14 protein-coding genes are annotated in these 21,620 nt (G+C 71.4%); 11 read left to right on the forward strand and 3 right to left on the reverse strand.

The genetic code is table 11. The features are described 5' to 3' along the window. Positions 1 to 131: 131 nt before the first annotated feature. Positions 132 to 575, forward strand: a complete 444-nt coding sequence (locus JYJ93_RS20775) for a DofB protein (RefSeq protein WP_128796955.1) — start codon at positions 132 to 134, stop codon at positions 573 to 575. Between the two features lie 60 nt (positions 576 to 635). Here JYJ93_RS20775 and JYJ93_RS20780 read toward each other — a convergent pair whose 3' ends face one another. Continuing rightward, positions 636 to 1,745, reverse strand: coding sequence for a hypothetical protein (locus JYJ93_RS20780; RefSeq protein WP_242543876.1), 1,110 nt, complete (start codon positions 1,743 to 1,745; stop codon positions 636 to 638). Between the two features lie 114 nt (positions 1,746 to 1,859). Here JYJ93_RS20780 and lpdA point away from each other — a divergent pair, with 114 nt between their 5' ends. Continuing rightward, a complete protein-coding gene (gene lpdA, locus JYJ93_RS20785; RefSeq protein WP_206793867.1) occupies positions 1,860 to 3,257 on the forward strand; it encodes a dihydrolipoyl dehydrogenase in 1,398 nt (465 codons plus the stop codon). On the opposite strand, the gene JYJ93_RS20790 is transcribed toward lpdA, so the two are convergent. Continuing rightward, the gene (locus tag JYJ93_RS20790; RefSeq protein ID WP_206793869.1) at positions 3,254 to 4,252 is read right to left on the reverse strand and encodes a WYL domain-containing protein; all 999 of its coding nucleotides are present in this window, start codon (positions 4,250 to 4,252) and stop codon (positions 3,254 to 3,256) included. The genes lpdA and JYJ93_RS20790 overlap by 4 nt on opposite strands. A gap of 102 nt (positions 4,253 to 4,354) precedes the next feature. Between JYJ93_RS20790 and JYJ93_RS20795 the strand changes: the two genes are divergently transcribed. The 7 genes from JYJ93_RS20795 (at position 4,355) to JYJ93_RS20825 (ending at position 18,407) form a co-directional block, all read left to right on the forward strand. Next, positions 4,355 to 5,311, forward strand: a complete 957-nt coding sequence (locus JYJ93_RS20795; RefSeq protein WP_206793871.1) for an SDR family oxidoreductase — start codon at positions 4,355 to 4,357, stop codon at positions 5,309 to 5,311. 64 nt (positions 5,312 to 5,375) lie between these two features. Beyond that, positions 5,376 to 6,869: a hypothetical protein gene (locus JYJ93_RS20800; protein ID WP_206793873.1), complete on the forward strand. Its 1,494-nt coding sequence runs from the start codon at positions 5,376 to 5,378 to the stop codon at positions 6,867 to 6,869. A 106-nt stretch (positions 6,870 to 6,975) separates the two neighbouring features. Continuing rightward, on the forward strand, positions 6,976 to 7,188 hold the full coding sequence (locus JYJ93_RS20805; RefSeq protein ID WP_206793875.1) for a hypothetical protein: 213 nt from the start codon (positions 6,976 to 6,978) through the stop codon (positions 7,186 to 7,188). A gap of 104 nt (positions 7,189 to 7,292) precedes the next feature. After that, positions 7,293 to 13,190: an Ig-like domain-containing alpha-2-macroglobulin family protein gene (locus tag JYJ93_RS20810; RefSeq protein WP_206793877.1), complete on the forward strand. Its 5,898-nt coding sequence runs from the start codon at positions 7,293 to 7,295 to the stop codon at positions 13,188 to 13,190. Between the two features lie 35 nt (positions 13,191 to 13,225). Beyond that, positions 13,226 to 15,493 carry a penicillin-binding protein 1C gene (gene pbpC, locus JYJ93_RS20815; protein WP_269012444.1) on the forward strand — a complete coding sequence of 756 codons (2,268 nt, stop codon included), beginning with the start codon at positions 13,226 to 13,228 and terminating at the stop codon, positions 15,491 to 15,493. 11 nt (positions 15,494 to 15,504) lie between these two features. Continuing rightward, on the forward strand, positions 15,505 to 16,704 hold the full coding sequence (locus JYJ93_RS20820; protein ID WP_206793881.1) for a SpoIID/LytB domain-containing protein: 1,200 nt from the start codon (positions 15,505 to 15,507) through the stop codon (positions 16,702 to 16,704). 209 nt (positions 16,705 to 16,913) lie between these two features. Continuing rightward, positions 16,914 to 18,407, forward strand: coding sequence for an OmpA family protein (locus JYJ93_RS20825; RefSeq protein ID WP_206793883.1), 1,494 nt, complete (start codon positions 16,914 to 16,916; stop codon positions 18,405 to 18,407). A gap of 36 nt (positions 18,408 to 18,443) precedes the next feature. Here the strand turns inward: JYJ93_RS20825 and JYJ93_RS20830 are convergent, their stop codons facing one another. Beyond that, entirely contained in the window at positions 18,444 to 19,226 is a 783-nt protein-coding gene (locus JYJ93_RS20830; protein WP_242543878.1) for a DUF72 domain-containing protein, read from the reverse strand. Positions 19,227 to 19,366: 140 nt separating this feature from the next. Here JYJ93_RS20830 and lipA point away from each other — a divergent pair, with 140 nt between their 5' ends. Together lipA and JYJ93_RS20840 are read left to right on the forward strand one after the other, a co-directional pair. Then, entirely contained in the window at positions 19,367 to 20,296 is a 930-nt protein-coding gene (lipA, locus tag JYJ93_RS20835; RefSeq protein ID WP_206793885.1) for a lipoyl synthase, read from the forward strand. A gap of 44 nt (positions 20,297 to 20,340) precedes the next feature. Beyond that, positions 20,341 to 21,588 (forward strand): dihydrolipoamide acetyltransferase family protein, encoded by a 1,248-nt coding sequence (locus JYJ93_RS20840; RefSeq protein ID WP_206793886.1) that lies wholly within the window; start codon positions 20,341 to 20,343, stop codon positions 21,586 to 21,588. Positions 21,589 to 21,620 lie beyond the last annotated feature (32 nt).

Here is a 21,620-nt window from a genome sequence, read left to right on the forward strand (position 1 = left end):
CCAAAGGTGCATGCGTGTGTCCGCTACTCTTCAACCGCTTCTGTGATCCTGGTACAGATTCCGCCCTGCGACACGGGCCGTGCCCGACGAAGCGGCCCCGTCGTCATCAGCGTTCGCATCCCGGAGGCTTCGTGTCTGCCACGTACCAATCCGAACTCATCGACCGCGTCCTGTTCTCGCGGTGGCACAACCCGCCGACGAAGGACGATGTCCAGGCCATCATGGCGCAGATGGAGGACGCGACGCAGCGACTGGGGCAGAACGTCCTCTACATCGCGTCCATCAGCCCCAAGGCGAAGGTTCCCGACGCGACCGAGCGCGCGCACCTGAACCAGATGGTCGCCGAGGGCCGCCGCTACTGTGAGCAGTCCTGGCTCGTGTACGAGGGCACGGACCTGCAGCACAACCTGCAGCGAGTCATCATCTCGGGCGTGCTCATCCTCACGCGCACGTTCGACAACTACCTGTCGGTCGCCAAGTCCGCGGACGCCATCGTCAAGGACGTGTCCACCGCCCTGAAGAAGGATGCGTCCGGCATCTTCCGTCAGGCGCGCGAGCGCGGCCTGATCGCCTAGAGGACCCACGCGGGCGACGTCGGAGCCCCTCCGACGCCGCGTGCGTGATGGCGCCCGTGCCTACCGGGCGCCGATGATCTCCAGCTCCTTCAGCTCCACCCCCGGCCGCTCCGGAAGGACGCTCAGCGCGTCCACGTCGAGCAGGGGGACCCCGGGCTTGCAGATCTCCCACCTGCCCGTGCCGTGGAAGCGGCAGACGGTGGGATCCACGAAGAAGCCCTTGCCCCCCGGCTCCGCGTGCCCCACGCCGTCCGGCGCGCGGACGTGCGCCCGCAGGGAGCCCGGCCCCGTGGCCCGCACCTGGAGGGACACCACGTACTTCAGCGACGGCGCGTACCCCAGCCGCAGCGCGCCGTCCGAGCCCGTGCCCCCATCCGAGCCCGCCATGGGCAGCTTCACCCCGGACAGCTCGTCCCGGTCGAACGCGCGGAACGCGTCCCCGGGCCCGGTCTGCTGATCCGGCTCGATGGGCTTCGTCTCCACCGTGCCCGCCGTGTTCAGCGTCGCGAGCATGGGCGCCCGCCGGGCCTGCTGCACCGCCGCCGCGTTCAGGAGCGGCGCGGGCAACTGCCCCGTCTCCACGCACGTGGGCGCCAGCGCCTCCGTGAGCGCCAGCAGCTGCGGCTCCACCTCCGCCCCCGTCACGGCCGCGGGGCCCACGGCCTGGCGCGCGAGCTCCTGGCAGGCCGCGCCCAGGGCGGGACCCGCGTGCTCCAGGCTCCAGCTCGCCTCCTGGAGGGGCGGGTTCTTCCGGGTCGCGGCCTCCTGCAACGCGCGCGTGACGGCCTGGCCGCAGGGATTGTCGGCGGGCGCACATCGCTCGCACAGGGTGGCGAGCAGCTCGCGGGGCAGGTCGTCCTTCGCCGTGAGGGGCGACAGGGAGGCCAGGGCCGGGCCCCGGGCGCAGGCGGCGGCGGGAGGGGTGGGGCAGTCGCCCAGCTGCCGGCGCGCGTCACTCCAGGCCGTGCCCGCGTCCCCCAAGGTGCCTCCGTCGCTCTGGAGGAGCTCCCCCAGGACAGCGTCCAGGCCCCGGCACGCGGCGGGGCCCAGGTCCGGCGGGGTGATTTTCACCGGCGGCTTCGCGCCCGGCGCCTTCCCGGGGGCCGGAGCGGGCGGGGCTTGATGCGACACGTAATAGAGGCGCGCGAACGCCAGCAGCGCTACTAGCATCAAGAGAAGCGTGTGGAGCGGGAAGCGACGCACGAGCAAACTCCTTGATTCCAACCGGGACCGGGGGTTATCAGCGCCCGCGAGTTCCATCCGCAAAAATGACCGGAGGCGTGTGTGGCTGAGACTTTCGACGTGGTGATCATCGGCTCGGGTCCTGGCGGCTATGTGGGCGCCATCCGCGCGGCCCAGCTCGGGCTGAAGACGGCCATCATCGAAAAGGACAAGCGCCTGGGTGGCACGTGTCTGCACCGCGGCTGCATCCCCACCAAGTCGCTGCTGTGGACGGCGTCGCTCTTCCACCACATCAAGGAGTCGTCCGACTTCGGCATCGACGTGGCGAACCCGACCGTGAACTGGGCCAACGCCCAGAAGCACAAGGACAAGGTCGTCACGAAGGGTGCCAACGGCATCGACTTCCTGATGAAGAAGAACAAGATCACCGTGGTGAAGGGCCACGGCCGGATCGCCGGCAAGGGCAAGGTGGAGGTCACCGCCGAGGACGGCTCCAAGCAGACGCTGGACACGAAGAACATCATCATCGCCACGGGCTCCGTGCCCAAGTCCCTGCCCAACGTGGCGGTGGACCACAAGCGGGTGATGAACAGTGACTCCATCCTGACCATCGACCGCATCCCCAAGAGCATCATCGTGCTGGGCGCGGGCGCGGTGGGCTGCGAGTTCGCCTCCGTGTTCAACCACGTGGGCAGCAAGACGGCCATCGTGGAGTACATGCCCGCGCTGCTCCCCATCGAGGACGCGGACATCTCCAAGGAGCTGGACAAGATCTTCAAGCGCCGCGGCATCGACGTGCACACGGGCTCCGCGGTGCAGAAGGTGGAGCACACGGCGGACGGCGTGCGCGTGACCATGAAGGTGGGCGAGGAGACCAAGACGCTGGAGGCCGAAATCCTCCTGTCCGCGGTGGGCCGCGCGCCCGTCACCGAGGACGTGGGTCTCAACAAGACGTCCATCCAGACCGACCGCGGCTTCATCAAGGTCGACACGCTGTGCCGCACCAGCGAGCCCAACGTCTACGCGATTGGCGACGTCATCCCCACGCCGATGCTGGCGCACATGGCCAGCGCCGAGTGCGTGATGGTGGTGGAGCACATCGCCGGCAAGAACCCCGCGCCCATCAACTACGACCTGACCCCGTCCGCCACGTACTGCTACCCCGAGGTGGCGTCCGTGGGCCTGACGGAGAAGAAGGCCAAGGAGCGCGGCTACGACGTGAAGGTGGGCATCGCCCCCTTCGGCGCGGTGACGAAGTCGGCCATCTCCAACGAGTCGGTCGGCCTCATCAAGATCGTCTCCGACAAGAAGTACGACGAGGTGCTGGGCATCCACATCATCGGGCCGCACGCCACGGAGCTGCTCGCCGAGGCCTGCGTCGCGATGAAGCTGGAGATCACCACCGAGGAGCTGGCTCACACCATCCACGCGCACCCGACGCTCTCCGAGATCATGCACGAGGGCGCCGAGGCCACGCTGGGCCACCCGCTGCACTTCTAGCGGACGCGGCGGCCCGGCCTCTTCTGGCCGGGCCCGCCGTAGAGCGCCGACAGTGAGGCCGCCAGCGCGGCCAGCCGTTGGCGCAGCGGTTCCGGGGCGAGCACCTCCACGCCCGCCCCGATTTCGCACAGCTGGGAGACCGCGATGGACTCCCGCTCGAAGTCCAGCGTCACCTTCCGCTTCCCACCGCGTGCCGCGGGCGCCTTGTCCATGCGCTCCCCGTCGGCCGGGGGACGCATCCTCCGCAGCGCTGCTTCCCCTTCCTGCGTGCAGGAGAGGGTGACGTCGTAGCGGGGGCGCTCGGTGGCGAACTTCGCGCACCAGTCCTTCCAGAAAACGGGCAGGTCGAAGCCCTGCGGGCGGGTGAAGCCCTGGGGGGAGAGCCGCACGTCGCCAATGCGCCCGCCCCGGAAGACGCGCGGGCCCTTGTCCGTCCCCGCGACGAGGTACCAGCGGTCCGCCTTGATGACGAGCGCGTAGGGGTCCACTGTCCGGCGGGAGCGGGCGCCGTCGAAGTCCTGGTAGCTCAGCGACACGCGGCGATCCTGCCAGGCGGCGTCGCGCAGCTTGCCCAGGTGCGGCAGGGGCTCGCGGCCGGTGAACCAGCCGGAGGCGTCCACGTGCAGCCGCTGGCGTGCGTGCTCCAGCGCGGGCTGCTGGAGGGCGGGGAGCGCCGCGGCCAGCTTCACCAGCCCCGTGCGCAGCGGTCCGGACAGGCCCAGGTCGTCCAGGGCCCCGGGGGCGCCCACGGTGGCCAGGGCCTGGAGCTCCGGGCGGGTGAGGCCGGTGAGCTGGGTGCGCCAGCCCTCCATCAGCGCCACGCCGCCGGCGGCTCCGCGCGTGGCGTAGACGGGGACGCCCGCGGTGGTGAGGGCGTCCAGGTCCCGGTGGACGGTGCGGCTGGAGACCTGGAGCTCGCGCGCCAGCTCGCCCACGGTGCTGCGGGAGCGGGCCTGGAGGCGCATCAACAGGTGGACGAGGCGATCCGCGCGCATGGGCCCTCTGGGGTTCGGGAGAGGTGCAGTCTGGGCCGGCAATCATGACAGGGGTTGTCAGGATTGGGGATGCATGGTGGCGCGTGAAAGGGGAGCACGGACATGAAGCCACTCGAAGGACAGGTGGCCCTGGTCGCGGGAGCGACGCGGGGCGCGGGCCGGGGAATCGCGACGATGCTGGGGGCCGCGGGGGCCACGGTGTACTGCACCGGGCGCAGCGTGCGGGGTGGGCTTGCGAGCGGAGCGTCGCGGCCGGAGACGATTGAAGAGACGGCGGAGCAGGTGACCGCGCTGGGCGGGAAGGGCATCGCGGTGCGGGTGGACCACTCCGTGGAGGAGGAGGTGGAGGCGCTGTGTCAGCGCATCCGCGCGGAGGCGGGGAAGCTGGATGTGCTGGTCAACGACATCTGGGGCGGGGAGACGCTGCACGAACTGGGGCTGCCGTTCTGGAAGCAGTCTCCGGCGAAGGCGCGGCTGATGTTCGACCGCGCCGTGGGCACGCACATCGTCACGAGCCGCTACGCGGTGCCGTTGATGCTGGAGCGCGACCGGGGGCTCATCGTGGAGGTGACGGATGGGGACTCGTTCGGGTACCGGGGCGCCGTCGCGTACGACGTGACGAAGATGGCGGTCATCCGGCTGGCGTTCGCGATGTCGCGCGACCTGCGCCGCACGAACATCACGGCGCTGGCGGTGACACCGGGGTTCCTGCGCTCGGAGGAGATGCTGGACGGCTTCGGGGTGAAGGAGGCGAACTGGCGCGACGCGGTGAAGGCGGTTCCGGACTTCATCGCGTCGGAGACGCCGTCGTACGTGGGCCGCGGGGTGGCGGCGCTCGCGGCGGATCCGGAGGTCCACCGCAGGGCGGGGCGCGTGGTCGCCTCGTGGACCCTGGCGCGCGAGTACGGCTTCACGGACCTGGATGGTTCACAGCCGCACTGGGCGGAATATTTCGAGCGGACCTATCGCAAGCCGTACACCATCGCGGATGACGCGGCGTATGCGTCGTGGCTCGGGGGCTCCATCGAGACGGTCTGCCCGGACTGGCCGAAATACTGACCGTGCACGGCTCATCCCCCGCGGTCGGGTGACGCGCTATGGTCCGGCGCGAGAGGTCGCGCACATGGCCAAGGGGCACCGCAGGAACGACGAGCCGGATCGGATCGACGAGACCCGGGTCGCGCCGTTGGACGACGACCTGGACGAGACGGACGAGGTCCGCACCGAGCAGACGCAGGTGCCGGCCTCGGTGCAGCGCGACGCCGCGGAGGCGGCCCGTTCCTCCGCTGCGGCTCCCGGCCGGAAGTCCTGGGGCAACCAGTCGCGGGCCGCGCCCCCCACGAGCGCGGCCCCGCGCGCACCTGAGTTCACGGGCCTGGAGACGCGGATGACGCCGCCTCCTGTTCCCGACGATGACCTGGTCGAGGAGACCCGCGTGGAAGGGCTGTCGCCTTTGCCGCCTCCCCCGGGACCGGGCGCGTGGGAGGAGGACGACGAAGCTGAGTTCGCTGCTCCGGCGACCGTCGCGCGTCCGTCGCGGGACGGGGATGGAGGCAGGCCGGGGCGTGCGGGAGAGGGTGGGCGCTCGCGTAGCGGTGCCCGCGAGAACGGGCAGGGCGCTCCGGAGGCTGTGCGTCCGGGTCGCGCGGTGACCCGCGAAGAGGGGCAGGACCTGCCGGAGATCGTCCGTCCTTCACGCGGTGAAGGCCAAGGCCTCCCGGAGAACGCACGCTCGGCTCGTGGCGGCGCGCGTGAAGAGGGCCAGGGCCTTCCGGAGATCATCCGCCCGGGTCGCGGTGGTTCACGCGATGACGGCCAGGGCCTTCCGGAGAGCGCACGCTCTTCCCGGGGCGCTGGGTCCGCTCGTGGCGGTGGCCGTGAGGAAGGGCAGGGCCTTCCAGAGATCGCCCGCCTGGGCCGTGACGGCGCGGAGAGCATCGAGCTGCCGGAGCTCATCCGCGCGGGCCGTGGTGCCGAACTCGACGGAAGCTCCTCCGAGCCTCCTCGCAAGGCCAGCCGGCCGGAGCCGATGATCTTCGCTCCACTCCCGTCCGCGCAGGCGGCGAGCCAGTCGTCGGAGGCGACCCCCGAGCTGCGCACGATGTTCGCCACCCACTCCGCGCTGCTCGCGGAGCGCCTCAAGGCCGAACTCCAACACAAGATCTACGGCCGCAGCCCGCACCGCATCCTCCGCGTGGACGAGCCCGAGGGCCCCAGCACCGCGGGCGGCAAGCAGGCCCGTCAGGCCATCTCGCTCGTGGACCGCAAGGGGACCGCTCCCGCGCTCGTCGCGGGCTGGGTGGACGTGGCCAAGGGACAAGCCTCGCTGCGCAACCACGAGGCCGTGGCCAAGCGCTACGAGTTCCAGCACGGCACGCCGCTGGAGCTGGTCCCGGAGGAGTACGAGAAGTTCCTCAACGACGTGGACGAAGTGCTGCGCACTGCCGCCATCCAGGTCCGCATCCTCGTACCAGACGAATCCACGCCCACGCGCGCCACCGTCGGTCAGCAGGCACCGCGCGCCACCGGCGTCGCCGTGCGCTGGGTGATGCTGCTCGTCATCGTGGCCTTCCTGCTGGGGCTCGGCGCGGGCGCCACGCTGCTGCGCGGAGGCTGAAGCCCCGCCACTGTCCGCTGAACGAAGGGGCGCTGCGCACCGGTGCGATGGCCCGGCCGCCGCGCCCCTTCCACCTTGGTGTCTCCCCATCCGGCCGGAGGCACCCATGGCATCCCCCCATCGCCGTCCGAAGTCCCACCTGCGCAAGCTGCTGGGCGGCTGCGTCGTGTCCGTCGCCCGGGCCTTCGCCCCCGCCTCCGTGCTCGCGGACGGCCCTCCGGTGCTGGATGCCCGTCCGCGTCACGGGCGCGTTCCAGGCCCGGGCCGCCACTCTCAAACACTCGGAATCCGAGGCGCGGATCCGCGCCTCCCCGGATGACGCGGGAGTGACAGCGGGGCGGGGGGCCCCGTGGTACGGTGCTCGCGTCATTTTTCAGGGGGGACAGTCACGAGTGCCCGCCCTGGAACTCCGTGAGCCCCACCATGCGCAGACTCTCTCTGCTCGCCCTCTGCCTCGTCGTCGTCACCGCGTGTTCATGCGGCGACAAGGACTCGAAGGGCGGCCCCCAGGAGACCGGCACCGCGCCGGCTCCGTCCTCGAAGTCCCCTGGCCTCGCCGTCGAGCCGCTGCCCGAGCCTCCCGCGCTGAAGATCGACCCCGAGGACGCGGCTTCGCAGGGACCGCTCTCCATCGCGGCCGCCCGGCCGACCGGACAGGTCTACGGCAACGCCCGGCCGACCCTCACCTTCACCAAGCCGATGATCGCCCTGGGCTCGGTGGCCGCGGAGCGTGGCCTGGCGGCCCCCGCGACCATCACCCCCGCGCTGGAAGGCGAGTGGCGCTGGCTGGGCTCCGCGAGCGTGGAGTTCGTGCCGAGCGGGTCCGTGAAGATGGGCACGCAGTACACGGTGACGGTGCCCGCGGGCCTCAAGGCCATGGACGGCACCGCGCTGGCGCAGCCGTACAGCTTCCAGTTCGAGACGCCGCGCCCCTCGCTCCAGACCGCGCAGCCGGAGTCCGAGTTCCGCTGGCTGCAGCCGGAGCAGGTCTTCACGCTGACCTTCAACCAGGCCGTGAAGGACCTGGCGCAGCACGCGCGCCTGGAGCCCGCGACCGGCGCGCCCGTGCCGCTCACGCTGGTGAAGACGACGCCGCTCGCGGACGTGAAGGAGGTCCAGGTGGGCAGCGGCCCGCAGCGCCGCTCCCAGGACCGGCGCGTCAAGTACGAGCTGAAGCCCGCGCAGAAGCTGCCCTCGGGGACGCAGTTCACCCTGGTGCTGGACGGGGAGCTGACGGGCACGGAGGGCCCGCTGCCCATGGGCGAGGCGGTGCGCTACCCCTACGCCACCTACGGCGCGCTCAAGGTGGAGTCCGCGGGCGCGTGCGTCTTCACCTGGGGCGAGGAGCAGTGCTCCTACGGCCCGCTCATCCTCTTCACGTCCAACGAGCTGGACGCCGCCTCGCTCAAGGGCAAGGTGACGCTGGAGCCGAAGGCGGAGATCGACTGGGAGCGCGTACAGACGCAGCTGCCGTGGTCGGGCGCGGAGCTGAAGAGCCCCTACGTGTCGCTGCCCGGCCGCTACCGCCCCGGCACCACGTACAAGATCAAGGTCGCGGAAGGGTACAAGGACCTCTTCGGCCAGACGGGCCCGGCCTTCCAGGGCCAGGTGAAGCTGTCGGACGTGGAGCCGTCCTTCGACTCCGGCTCGCGCGAGGCGCTGGTGGAGGCGTCCGGTGACGGCTCCATCCCCATGGTGACCACCAACGTCCCTGAAGTGCAGGCGGAGATCTGGTCGCTGTCTCCCTCCGAGCTCGCGCGGCTCATCGACACCAACGAGTGGCCGGCCTCGGAGCCGTACCGCACGACGCTGGACACGAAGTCCGCGCGCAACGTGGAGCGCACCTCGCCGCTCGACCTGCGCCCGGCGTTCAACGGGGCGAAGACGGGCCTGTTCCTGACGCGGCTGGATGCGCCGTCGCTCAAGCAGAAGTACCCGCGCCGCGTGATTGGCCAGGTGACGGACCTGGCGGTGCACGCGAAGCTGGGCGCCGCCTCCGGCGTGGTGTGGGTGACGTCGCTGGCGACGGGCGCCCCGGTGCCGGACGCGCAGCTGACGCTCTGGGACAAGCAGGGCACGGAGCACTGGACGGGCACGACGGACGCCAACGGCCTGGCGAAGGTGCCGGGCCTGTCGGAGCTGCTCAAGCCCAAGAACGAATCCGCCTGGAACACGCCCTGGGCCATGGTGTCCGCGGTGAAGGACACGGACATCGGCGTGACGCTGTCGACCTGGGAGGGCGGCATGTCGCCCGGCGCGTTCTCGCTGCAGAGCGCGTGGGAGGGCCGCGTCGCGGACAGCCTGGGCTTCGTGTTCGCGGACCGCGGCATCTACCGCCCCGGTGACGACGTGATGCTCAAGGGCGTGGCGCGCTACCGCCGCCTGGGCGTGCTCAAGGCGCCGCCCGCGAACACGAAGGCGCAGGTGACCGTCACGAGCTCGCGCGGCGAGAAGGTCTTCCAGACGGAGGCCGCCGTCACGAAGTACGGCACCTTCCGCGCGGACCTCAAGCTGGGCAAGGACCTGCCGCTCGGCTACTACGACGTGGCCGCGCAGCTGAAGGTCGGCGGCGAGACGCTGAGCTACGGCGGCACCTTCCGCGTGGAGGAGTACCGCGCGCCGCAGTTCCGCGTGGACGTGACGGTGCCGAAGAAGGACGTCGCGGCCGGCGAGCCGCTCACCGCCCGCGTGGACGCGCGCTACCTGTTCGGCGGCGCCATGGGCGACGCGCAGGTGCGCTGGAACGTGCAGCGCGCGAGCTCCTTCTTCACGCCCCCGGGCAACGAGGCCTTCACCTTCGGCGTCAACACCTGGTGGTGGGACGATGATCAGCCGGAGCACAGCGCTGAGTCGTTCGGCTCCGGTGACGGCCGCACGGACGCGCAGGGCCAGCTGGCGCTCGCGCTGGGCAACGCGGACGCGCCCGGCGGCAAGACGTGGGAGTACACGCTGGAGGCGGAGGTGGAGGACGTCAACCGCCAGCGCGTGGCCAACCGCAACCTCATCATCGTGCACCCCGCGGATGTCTACGCGGGCCTGCGCCTGCTCTCCACCGGCTTCGCGGAAGCGGGCAAGGAGGTGGGCCTGGAGCTCGTTGCCGTCTCGCCCGAGGGCAAGCGCCAGGACGGCGTCGCGGTGGACGTGAACATCAAGCGCCGCGAGTGGAAGTCCATCCGCAAGAAGGGCGAAGGCGGCCAGTGGTTCACCGTCACGGAGCCGGTGGAGACGGAGGCGGCGAAGTGCTCGGTGAAGAGCGCGGCGACGCCGCAGCCGTGCAAGTTCACCCCCGCGGAGCCCGGCCTGTACGTGATGGAGGCGGTGGCCACGGACGCGAAGGGCCGCAAGGCGACGACGCGCGACTCGCTGTACGTCACCGGCTCCGGCTGGGTGTCGTGGCAGCGCAACGACACGGACCGCATCGACCTGGTGGCGGACAAGCAGCTGTACGACGTGGGTGACACCGCGAAGATTCTCGTGAAGAGCCCGTACCCGCAGGCGGACGCCATCCTCACGGTGGAGCGCGAGGGCGTGCTCAGCGTGCGCCGCGTGAAGCTCAAGGGCAGCGCCACCGCGCTGGACGTGCCGCTGGGCGAGGGCGCCATCCCCAACGTCTTCGTGGGCGTGGTGCTGGTGCGCGGCCGCGTGGAGGCGGCCAAGGGCATCGAGTCCGGTGACGACCCGGGCCGCCCCGCGGTGCGCGTGGGCTACACCCAGCTGCGCGTGGAGAAGAAGTCCAAGCGCCTGTCCGTGGCGCTGACGCCGGACGCGCAGGAGAAGCGCCCGCGCGACAAGGTGACGGTGGACGTCGCGGTGAAGGACGCGGCGGGCAAGGGCACGAAGTCCGAGGTGACGCTGTGGGCCGTGGACGAGGGCGTGCTGCGGCTGACGGGCTACAAGGCGCCGGATCCGCTGGACGCGATGTTCCAGGAGCGCGGCCTGTCGGTGCGCATCGGCGAGCCGCTCATCCACCTGGTGCTGCGCAAGCTGTACGGCGAGAAGGGCTCGAGGCCGGGCGGCTCCGGCGGCTCCGACGCGACGGGCTCCGGCATCCGGTCCAACTTCAAGACGACGGCGGTGTTCCAGACAGTGGAGACGGACGAGCAGGGCCAGGCGAAGGTGGAGTTCACGCTGCCGGACAACCTGACCACCTTCCGCATCATGGCCGTCGCCGTGACGGACGCGGACCGCTTCGGCGTGGGCGAGAGCAAGGTGCAGGTGGCCAAGCCGCTGCTGGCGCTGCCGGCGCTGCCCCGGCTGGTGCGCGTGGGTGACAAGGCGGAGGCGGGCGTGGTCATCCACACCACCAACCCGGCCATCAAGGAGGCCAAGGTCACCGCGCAGCTCACGGGCGTGCGCGTGGAGGGGCCCTCGGAGAAGACGGTGCAGTTGGATGGCAAGGCCCGCGAGGTGCGCTTCACCTTCGTGGCCGAGCAGCCGGGCACCGCGGTGCTGCGCTTCTCCGTCGCGGGCGGTGGGGAGACGGACGGGGTGGAGCAGAAGATCCCCGTGCAGCTGCCCGTGGGCATGGAGGCGGTCGCGGTCTACGGCGACACGACCAGCGAGCGCGTGGAGGGGCTCCAGCCGCCGGGCGGCGTGCGTCCGGGCATGGGCGGCCTCACGCTGACGATGTCCTCCACGGTGATGGGCGGGTTCGACGAGTCGATGAACCAGCTGGTGGACTACCCCTACGGCTGCCTGGAGCAGATGTCGTCGCGGCTGGTGCCGTTCGTGGCGCTGCGCGAGCTGTCCGGCAAGTTCGGGGTGGCGTGGACCGGCGGCTCGGAGGAGCAGAAGCAGGCGTTCGTGCGCGGCTTCCTCAGCGAGGACGCGCTGAAGACGCAGGGCTCGCTGGATCCGGACACGGTGGTGACGGCGACGGTGCGCAAGATTCAAGCGCTCCAGAACCACGACGGCGGCTTCCGCTTCTGGGCCTCCAGCGACTGCTCGTCGCCGTATGCGTCCGCGTACGCGACGCTGGCGTTGGCGCGCGCGAAGGAGGTGGGCTACCCGGTGGACACGGCCGTGCTCGACAAGGCGAGGAAGTTCCTGGCGGACAAGGTGGCGGCGGGCGTGTGCTCGCAGTGCGCCTACGGCTGCAGCTCGCTGGGGCTGGAGACGCGGGCCTTCGCGCTCTACACGCTGGCGCGCATGGGGTCGCCTCGGCCGTCGTACTACAACGAGCTGTTCGAGCAGCGGGAGAAGCTGCCGCTCTTCGCGCGGGCGATGCTGACGGACGCCATCTTCGTGGGGAAGGGCAACCGCGCGCAGGGCCAGAAGATGCTCCAGGAGCTGCTCAACACGGCCCAGGAGACCGCGGCGGGCGTGCACTTCCAGGAGACGGACCCGAAGACGTACGCGCCGCTTTGGTCCTCCGACACGCGCACCACGGCGCTGGTGCTCCAGACGCTGGTGGACGTGCAGCCGGACCACCCCTACGTGTCGAAGATGGGGCGCTACCTGGCGTCCGCGCGCGAGGGTGATGGGCGCTTCCGCAACACGCAGGAGGCGGCCTTCACGCTGATGGCGCTGTCGGAGGTGGTCCGCCGCAAGGAGACGGCCGCGCCGTCCTTCGAGGCGGTGGTGAAGCTGGGCGGGCAGGTGATCGCCTCCGCCGACTTCAAGGGCCGCGACATGGGCGTGAAGACGGTGCAGGTGCCGGTGGAGAAGCTGGGGCCCGCGGGCAAGGCGCAGCCCTTCACCTTCGGGGTGAACGGCACGGGCAACCTCTACTACGGGGCGCTCCTGCGCTACGCGCCGGCGCAGCTGCCGGTGGACCCCCTGGACCGGGGCATCATCGTCCAGCGCTGGTTCGAGCCGTACACGGGCGGCGGCCAGGCGAAGGCGGCGCGCGCGGGCGAGCTGGTGCGCGTGCGCGTGCGCGTGGCCACGCCCATGCGGCGCAACTTCGTGGCGGTGGACGTGCCGCTGCCCGCGGGCCTGGAGCCGGTGGACACGTCTCTGGCCAGCACGGCGAGCCTGCCGGGCCCGGCGGGCTCCGGCCAGGAGGAGGGCCCCGGCGAGGGCTACGAGTACGAGAGCGAGGAGGACCTGTCGGAGACGGACGAGGGCAACAACGTCTGGGCGACGCGCTTCTGGTCGCCGTTCAACCACACGGAGATGCGGGATGACCGCGTGGTGTTCTTCGCGGACGAGCTGCCTCCCGGTGTGCACGTGGCGACCTTCGTCGCCCGGGCCACGACGCCGGGCGACTTCCTGCTCAAGCCCGCGCACGCGGAGGAGATGTACGCGCCGGAGGTGTTCGGCCGCTCCGAGGGTGGGCGCTTCCCGGTGTTGATGCCGGACGAGGTCGCTTCGAAGTGATGCAGCGCCTCACGCTTCGCGGGGCAGTCCGCGCCGTGGCTGTTCTGGCGGCGCTCCTGGTGGTGGGCTGCGCGGGCTTCATCGCGTGGCCCCTGCCGGGGACGTTGTTGTCCCGCGAGGCGCTGTCCTCGCTGGTGCTCACCGACCGCACGGGCCACGCCCTGCGCGAGGTGCTGTCCCGCGAGGACGGACGCAGTGTGGGCCTTCCGGAGGGACGCATTCCTCCGAAGGTGCGGCAGGCGTTCATCGCCGCGGAGGATCAACGCTTCACGCGGCACCCGGGCGTGGACGTGGTGGCGGTGGCCCGGGCGGCGCGAGACAACGTGTCCGCCGGGCGCATCGTGTCCGGCGCGTCCACGATTCCGCAGCAGCTGGCGCGCAGGCTGGTGCCCCGCGAGCGCTCGTGGTGGGGCAAGGCCGGCGAGGCGCTGTGGGCGCTGCGGCTGACACTGCACCTGTCCAAGGAGCAGGTGCTGCTGGAGTACCTGGACCGCGTGCCGCTGGGGAACTCCACCTTCGGCGTGGAGGCCGCGGCGCGGCGGTACTTCGGGCGGCCGGCGGAGCGGCTGTCGGTGGGACAGGCGGCGCTGCTCGCGGGGATGGCGCGGTCGCCCGCGCGGAGGGACCCGTACCGGCGGCCGGAGATGGCCCAGGCGGGGATGCGCGACGTGCTGTCGCGCATGGTGGAGGAGGGCTTCCTGACGAAGGAGGAGGCGCGGCTGGCGGAGGAGACGCCGCTGGACCTGGTGCCTCCGGAGCGCGTGTTCGAGGTGCCGCACCTGACGACGGCGCTGCTGCAAAGGCTGCCGGAGATGGGATTGGACCGGGCGTCGCGCATCGAGACGACCATCGACCCCGCGCTCCAGGCGTCCGTGGAGAAGGCCATCACGGAGGAGCTGCGCGGCCTGGCGCACCGGCGCGTGGGTGAAGCGGCGGCCATCGTCATCGACAATGCCTCGGGCGAGGTGCTCGCGTACGTGGGGTCCTCGGACTTCCTGGACGAGGAGAAGGGTGGGCAGAACGACGGCGTGCGCTCGCTGCGGCAGCCGGGGTCGGCGCTCAAGCCGTTCGCGTACGGGCTGGCGCTGAGCAAGGGCTTCACGCCGTCGAGCGTGCTCGCGGACGTGGAGGTGCACCTGGCGACGCCAGGTGGCGCGTACGTGCCGAAGAACTACGACCGGCGCGTGCACGGCCCCGTGCGGCTGCGGGCGGCGCTGGCGTCCAGCTATAACATCCCGGCCGTGCGGGTGGCGGACGCGCTGGGGCCGGAGCAGGTGCTGCGCGTGCTGCGTGAGGCGGGCTTCCAGAGCCTCACGGAGAGTGCATCGCACTACGGCGTGGGCATCGTGCTGGGCAACGGGGACGTGACGCTGCGCGAGCTGGCGCGGGCGTACCGGGGGCTGGCGCGGGGTGGGGTGGTGGGGCCGTTGCGGGAGGTGCGCGCGGCGTTCGGGCCGGATGGCAAGCCGCTGAGGATTCCGCAGGAGCTGGAGGAGCACCGCTTCCTGGCGGCGCGGCCGGTGGAGCTGCTCACGGACGTGCTGGCGGACGAGGCCGCGCGGGCACCGGCCTTCGGTCTGGACAATGCGTTGCGGCTGCCGTTCCGGGTGGCGGCGAAGACGGGGACGAGCCGGGCGCACGTGGACAACTGGGCGGCGGGCTTCACTCGCGAGCGCACGGTGGCGGTCTGGGTGGGCAATTTCGACGGCACGCCGATGCGAGGGGTGTCCGGCATCACGGGCGCGGGCCCGGTGTTCGCGCGGGTGATGGCGCTGGCGATGCAGGGCATCCGGGCCGCGCCGCTGGTGGACCGGAGCCACTTCGAGTCCGCGGAGATCTGCCCGCTGTCCGGCGAGCGAGCGGGCCCGAACTGTCCCGGAGCGATGAAGGAGGTCTACCTGCCGGGCACGGCGCCGCGCCACACGTGCACCATGCACCGGGGCGACGGATCGCTGGACGTGGGCCCGGCGTATCTCGCGTGGGCACAGGCGGAAGGACTGGCCTCCACGTCGGTGAGCGCCGAGGGCGGACCGGGGATGCAGCCCGGCTTCATCCTGCCGGCGAACGGGGACGAGTTCCTGGTGGAGCCCGAGCTGCCCGAAAGCGCGCAGGCGGTGCCCGTGCGGGTGATGGCACCCCAGGGTGCGAAGCTGCTGGAGCTGCGCACGGACGACGGCCGCCGCATCGAGCTGCGTCCGCCCTTCGTGACACGGCTGCCAGCGGTAGCGGGAGAGCGCCGCTTGGAACTCTGGGCGCCCGGTGGCTCCGAGCCGCTGGCGGTGACGCGGTTCCGGGTCCGATGAACGCGGCGGGCGTGGCCGTGCTCATCGCCGCGCTGGTGGCGGGCACGGCGCCTGACGTCGAGAGCACGGGCGCCGTGTTACCGGCGGCCGATGCACAAGCCCACTCTGCTTCACGGCCCGCGAGATCGTCGCCAGCCGCCGGTTCACTGGCCGATGCGAGCGCATCCTCCGCGTCGGTCTCCCGCGCGCGTCAGCCCGTGGCCGATGCGCAGGTCGACGTGCGCATCCTGTCCAAGCACCGGCCCGCACGGTTGCGGCTGGACGGTCCGCGCTCACTGGAGGTCGTGGCTTCGGGGAACACGCTCGTTGTCGATGGCAGGCCCCAGCCTCATGCGCTGCGGCTCGACGCTGGCCGTTGGCATGTGCGGGGCCGTGGCCTGGATCGGCGCTACGAGTCCTCGCTTTCGCTGGAGGCCCAGGACGGTGAGCTGATCGTCGTCGCCACCTTCGCGCTGGAGACCTACGTCGCCGCCGTCACCGCGAGCGAGACCGAGGTCGACACCCCTTTCGAGGCGCTTCGTGCACAGGCCATCACCGCGCGCAGCTACGTGCTCGCTTCTGGCAAGCGGCACGATGAGGCCCGGGCGTGCGATCTCACCCACTGCCAGGTCCTTCGCGGAGAAGGCTTCGCCCGCCACCTGCGCCGCGCCCGCGATGCCGCCCGCTTGACGGAAGGCGTCGTGCTGCGCCTTCCCAGCGGCGCCGTGGCCCTGGCTCCGTTTCACGCAAGCTGCGGCGGACATACGGCCGAGCCCGTGGCCGTGTTCGGTGCCCCGGACCTCACCGGCGCCGCCGCCGTGCCGGACCGGTGTCCCGCGTCGCCGTGGCGCGCTGTCGTGCCTCGCGCGCTGGTGACGGCCGCCGCTTCGGCCGCGGTCGGTGGCCCCGCGCAGGCGGAGGATCTGCTGCTGGACCGCGACTCTAGCGGCGCGGTGGTCCGCATCGTGGACCGCGCTTCGGGACGCGAAGGCCGGGGTGACGCGTTCTTCCGCGCGCTCGGGGCGCGGGCGGGTTGGGATCGGATCCGCAGCGCGCGGTTCTCGATGACGCTTGGCGGTGACCAGGCACTCCTCGAAGGGCAGGGCCACGGCCACGGCGTCGGACTCTGCCAGGCCGGCGCGGCCCTGCTCGCACGGCAGGGCTGGACCGCGGAGCAGGTGCTCGCGCACTACTTCCCGCGCGCCCTCCTGGAGAAGCCCCAGAGCAAGTGAACCCGGGGGCCGAGATGGCCTCTCGTTCGCAGTCGTCCGCGAAGGTGACGACCCTCCAGGGGCTCTCCCCAGGCCTCTCCGCGAGGGCTTACCAGCAGCCGTCGTGCTCCGTATCGATTGCACCAGAGCCCTCAGCCCCGCGCGGTCCGGTGGGGAGGTGGCTTCGCGCACCGGCCATCCCGGTGCGGGACCCAACCGGGAGGCATCACATGGCGTTCAATCTGATCGAAGCAGTCGGCTCACAGTTCATGCAGAAGGGATTGCTCCAGAAGATCAGCGGTTCGCTCGGCGAGGATCCGCAGGCCACCACCAAGGCGCTGCCGGGCGCCATCGCCGCCGTGGCCGCGGGCGTCGCGGACCAGGGCGGAAACGAGGCCGGTGCCCACCGCCTGCTGACGAAGCTCAACGAGAGCGGCTACACCGGACCCGACGCGCCCCCGCGCACGGGCGGCGTCGGCGAGGGGCTCCTCGACGAGGAGGAGAGCGGGAAGGGGATGCTGAGCGGAATCTTCGGCAACAAGCTGGGCGGCGTCACCGAGGGGCTCGCGCGCTTCGGGGGGATGCGCAACGCCGGCTCGGCGACGCGGCTGTTGTCCCTGGCCGCCCCCATGCTGATGGGCGTCCTGGGCAAGCAGGTGCGTGATCAGCGCATGGGCTCCTCCGGGCTGATGCAACTGCTCAACGGCCAGCGCAACAACATCGCCGCCGCGCTGCCCGCGGGCCTGGGCGGCATCCTGGGCTTCGGCGGTGCGCGCCACGCGGTCGCGGAGGTCATCGAACCCCACCGCGAGACCGTGACCCAGGTCCGTGAGACCGCCCCCGTGCGCGAGGCCCACACCGTGCGCGAGACGACGCCCCGGACGACGTACAACCGTCCGCCAGAGAAGAAGAAGAGCATCGCCGGCTGGGCGGTGCCGCTGGCCCTGCTCGCCCTGGTCGCGCTCGCGTGGGGTGCCCTGCGCGGACGCAGGCACGAGTCCGCGCGGGCGCCGCAGGTGACCCGCACCACGACGCCTCCTCCGCAGGACCGCGTCGCGCAGACCCCCCAGCCCGCGAGGCCCACGACGCCCCCGCCCCCGACCCAGCCGCAGGCCACGCAGCCGACCCCGCCCGCGACGGGCGGATCCGGCACGGTGGGGAACGAGGGCACCGGCGGCTCCGGCACGCAGCCGAGCGAGGGCGCCAACATGGCGGCGGACGCGGGCACGGGCGGCTCCGGCGGCGACGTGGAGAAGGAGACCGCGGGCGCGGCGGAGACCCAGGAGCAGCAGACCGAGGGCACCGGCGGCTCGGGCCAGGAGAAGATGCGCGTGAGCGACCCCAACAGCCTGCGTGAGGCCATCAACGGCCCGAGCGCGGAGCAGGGCTTCGTGCTGGAGGGCGTGGAGTTCAAGACGGGCTCGTCGCAGCTCACCAAGAGCAGCCAGCGCATGGTGGGCGAGCTGGGGGACGTGCTGCAGGAGAAGTCCGATACGCGCGTGCGCATCAACGGCTTCACCGACTCCACCGGCAACGCGGACACCAACCGCCAGCTGTCGGAGAGCCGCGCGGAGAGCGTGCGCCGGGCGCTCGTGCGCCGGGGCATCCCGCAGGACCGCATCGAGGTCAGCGGCGAGGGTGACGCGAATCCCATCGCCTCCAACGACACTCCCGAGGGCCGCGTGCAGAACCGCCGCATCGAGGTGCAGGTGCTCGGTCAGTAATCCCCCCGGGCACGCGGTCCCGGCGGCGTCCGGTCCTCATGGGGAGGGCCGGGCGCCGCCGTCTTGACGGTGCAGGGGTTCCCCCAGCAGGTCCGCCAGGTCGAACGCGTCCATCAGCGCGTGCCCCCGCAGGTCGTTGTTGAAGAACACCCACGCCGTCCGGCCCGCGTCGCGCCAGGCCTTCAAATCGTCCGCCACCCGCCGGAGCGCGCGGCGTCCATAGCGGCCCTCGTAGCGCCCCTGAGCGCCGTGGAAGCGCAGGTAGCGGAAGCCGCCGGTGGGGCGGGGGACCGGCACGTCCACGAGGTCGTGCTCGCACACCGCCGCGCCATACGCGTCCAGCAGCGCGAACACCTCCGGGTGGTACCAGGCCGAGTGCCGGAACTCGAAGACGTGCTGGACGCCGCCCGGCAGGTGGGCGAGGAAGCGCTCCAGCCGCTCGGGGTCCGGCTTCGTCATGTTCGGCGGCAGCTGCCACAGGACGGGCCCCAGCCGGCTGCCCAGGCGGAGGACCCGCGAGTGGAAGAGCGCCACGCCCTCGCCGACCTCCTTGAGGCGCTTCAGGTGCGTGAGGAAGCGGCTGCCCTTGCACGCGAAGCGGAACCCGCGCGGCACCTGCTCCCGCCAGCCGTCCACGGCCGCCTCCGTGGGCAGGCGGTAGAACGTGGCGTTGAGCTCCACGGTGGAGAACACGCGCGCGTAGTAGGGGAGCCAGCGGCGGACCGGCAGCCCGTCCGGATAGAAGAGCCCCTTCCAGTGCTTGTAGACGTAGCCGCTCGTTCCCAGGTGGATGGCCGCCATGCGCTGGAGGATGGGCATGCCCCCCGCGCGTGGCCGCGCCCTGTCCACCGCGTTACACCTCCCGGAAGTTGTCCTCGGGGTTGGCCCGCGCTAACGCGAGGCGTTAGGGCTTCACGCTTGACCCTGCTTTCACCCACCCTCTAGAAGGCCCGCGACCCATGGCGACTCCCGACCGATTCCCCCTCCCACAGGTCCCTGACAGCACCCGGAAGCCTGAGTGGTTGAAGGTGCGCCTGCCGCATGGCGAGGGCTATGAGCGGGTGAAGGCCATCGTGAAGCGGGTGGGCCTGTCCACGGTGTGCGAAGAGGCCCGCTGCCCGAACATCGCCGAGTGCTGGGGCGGTGGCACCGCCACGGTGATGCTGATGGGCGAGGTGTGCACGCGCGCCTGCCGCTTCTGCCACGTGAAGGTGGGGGCGCCTCCGCCGCTGGACCCGATGGAGCCCATCCATCTGGCGCAGGCGGTGAAGGAGATGAACCTGGAGTACATCGTCGTCACGTCGGTGAACCGCGACGACCGTCCGGACGGAGGCGCCGGCCACTTCGCGTCCGCCATCCGGGAGCTGCGCAAGGAGAGCCCGCGCACGCTCGTGGAGGTCCTCATCCCCGACTTCAAGGGGAAGGAAGAGGACCTGGCCACGGTGGCGCAGGCGAAGCCGCACGTGGTGGCGCACAACGTGGAGACGGTGGAGCGGCTGACGCCCACGGTGCGCGACCGCCGCGCCACGTACCGCCAGTCCCTGCGCGTGCTGGAGTACCTGAAGAACCGCCCGGAGAAGGTCTACACCAAGACGTCCGTGATGGTGGGCCTGGGCGAGACGGACGAGGAGCTGGAGCGCACGTTCAAGGACCTGCGCGATGTGGGCGTGGACGTGCTCACGCTGGGCCAGTACCTGCAGCCGTCGCAGTACCACCTGCGCGTGGAGCGCTTCGTGACGCCCGCGCAGTTCGAAGCGTACAAGGCGCTGGCGGAGTCCTTCGGATTCCTCTACGTGGCCTCCGGGCCGCTGGTTCGCTCCAGCTACCGCGCCGCCGAATTCTTCATGAAGGGCCTGATGGAGCGCGAGCGCGTCGAGCGACTCGGCTGACCGGACGCACCCCTTCCCCAACCCAGAGAGAGACACTCCCCCTCATGGCGACTTTCGAATTCAAGCTCCCGGATCTCGGCGAAGGCGTGGCGGAGGGCGAGCTCGTCAAGTGGCACGTCAAGGAGGGCGACCTGGTGAAGGAAGACCAGGTGCTCTGCGAGGTGATGACGGACAAGGCCACCGTCACGGTGCCCACCCCCCACGCCGGCCGCGTCGTGAAGACGCACGGGCGTGAAGGCGACATGGCGAAGGTGCACCAGTTGCTGGTGACGCTGGAGATGGAGGGGAGCGCTCCCGCGGCGCAGGCCCACGGAGCTCCGGCTTCGAGCCCCGCGCAGGCGGCTGCGGCTCCGGCCTCTGCCTCGGCCACCAAGGTCCTGGCCACGCCGGTCACGCGCCGCATGGCGCGCGAGCACGGCCTGGACCTGGCGGAGATCTCCGGCACGGGTCCGCAGGGCCGCGTGACGAAGGCGGACGTGGTGGCGGCGCTGGAGGGTGGCAACGGCGCCCCGAAGAAGAACGAGGTCGCATCCTCCGCGCCCCAGGCCGCGCGTCCGGCGGCGCCGCCGGTGGCTTCCGGCAAGGGCGACGAGCGCATCGCGCTGCGCGGTCTGCGCAAGAAGATCGCCGAGAAGATGGTGCGCTCGAAGTTCACGATGCCGCACTTCGCGTTCGTGGAGGAGGTGGACGCCACGGACCTGGTCGCGCTGCGCACGCGGCTCAACAGCCAGCTGGCGGCGGCCGGTGACGGCACGAAGCTGACCTACCTGCCGTTCATCGTGAAGGCGACCATCGCCGCGATGAAGAAGTTCCCGCACCTCAACGCGAACTTCGACGAGTCGACGCAGGAACTGGTGGTGCGCGGCGAGTACAACATCGGCATCGCGGTGGCCACGCCGGACGGCCTCACGGTGGCGGTGGTGCGCAACGCGGACCAGCTCACGCTGGGCGAGCTGGCGAAGGAGATCTCCCGCCTCAGCGTCGCGGCGCGCGACCGCAAGCTGAAGATGGAGGAGCTGACGGGCGGCACCTTCACGATTACTTCGCTGGGGCAGAGCGGCGGCCTGTTCGCCACGCCCATCCTGAACCACCCGGAGGTGGGCATCCTGGGCGTTCACAAGCTGAAGAAGCGCCCGGCGGTGAAGAACGACCAGGTCGTGGTCCGGGACATGATGAACCTGTCGCTGTCCTGCGACCACCGCGTCATCGACGGCGATGTCGCGGCCAGCTTCGTGTACGAGATCATCAAGTACCTGGAAGCGCCGGACCTGTTGTTCCTCGCGATGGCGTGAGGGCACGCGTCGTGGGGCACTCCCGACCGCTC

Origin of the sequence: Corallococcus sp. NCSPR001 (assembly GCF_017309135.1) — a bacterium.
Classification (GTDB): Bacteria; Myxococcota; Myxococcia; order Myxococcales; family Myxococcaceae; genus Corallococcus.

Bases quoted from the DNA above. Each gene is read 5' to 3' on its own strand.
- lipA (WP_206793885.1), top strand. From the start codon at position 19,367: ATGGCGACTCCCGACCGATTCCCCCTCCCACAGGTCCCTGACAGCACC.
- JYJ93_RS20795 (WP_206793871.1), top strand. From the start codon at position 4,355: ATGAAGCCACTCGAAGGACAGGTGGCCCTGGTCGCGGGAGCGACGCGG.
- JYJ93_RS20805 (WP_206793875.1), top strand. From the start codon at position 6,976: ATGGCATCCCCCCATCGCCGTCCGAAGTCCCACCTGCGCAAGCTGCTG.
- JYJ93_RS20830 (WP_242543878.1), bottom strand. From the start codon at position 19,226: ATGCCCATCCTCCAGCGCATGGCGGCCATCCACCTGGGAACGAGCGGC.
- JYJ93_RS20810 (WP_206793877.1), top strand. From the start codon at position 7,293: ATGCGCAGACTCTCTCTGCTCGCCCTCTGCCTCGTCGTCGTCACCGCG.
- JYJ93_RS20825 (WP_206793883.1), top strand. From the start codon at position 16,914: ATGGCGTTCAATCTGATCGAAGCAGTCGGCTCACAGTTCATGCAGAAG.
- JYJ93_RS20790 (WP_206793869.1), bottom strand. From the start codon at position 4,252: ATGCGCGCGGATCGCCTCGTCCACCTGTTGATGCGCCTCCAGGCCCGC.
- JYJ93_RS20840 (WP_206793886.1), top strand. From the start codon at position 20,341: ATGGCGACTTTCGAATTCAAGCTCCCGGATCTCGGCGAAGGCGTGGCG.
- JYJ93_RS20800 (WP_206793873.1), top strand. From the start codon at position 5,376: ATGGCCAAGGGGCACCGCAGGAACGACGAGCCGGATCGGATCGACGAG.
- JYJ93_RS20780 (WP_242543876.1), bottom strand. From the start codon at position 1,745: ATGCTAGTAGCGCTGCTGGCGTTCGCGCGCCTCTATTACGTGTCGCAT.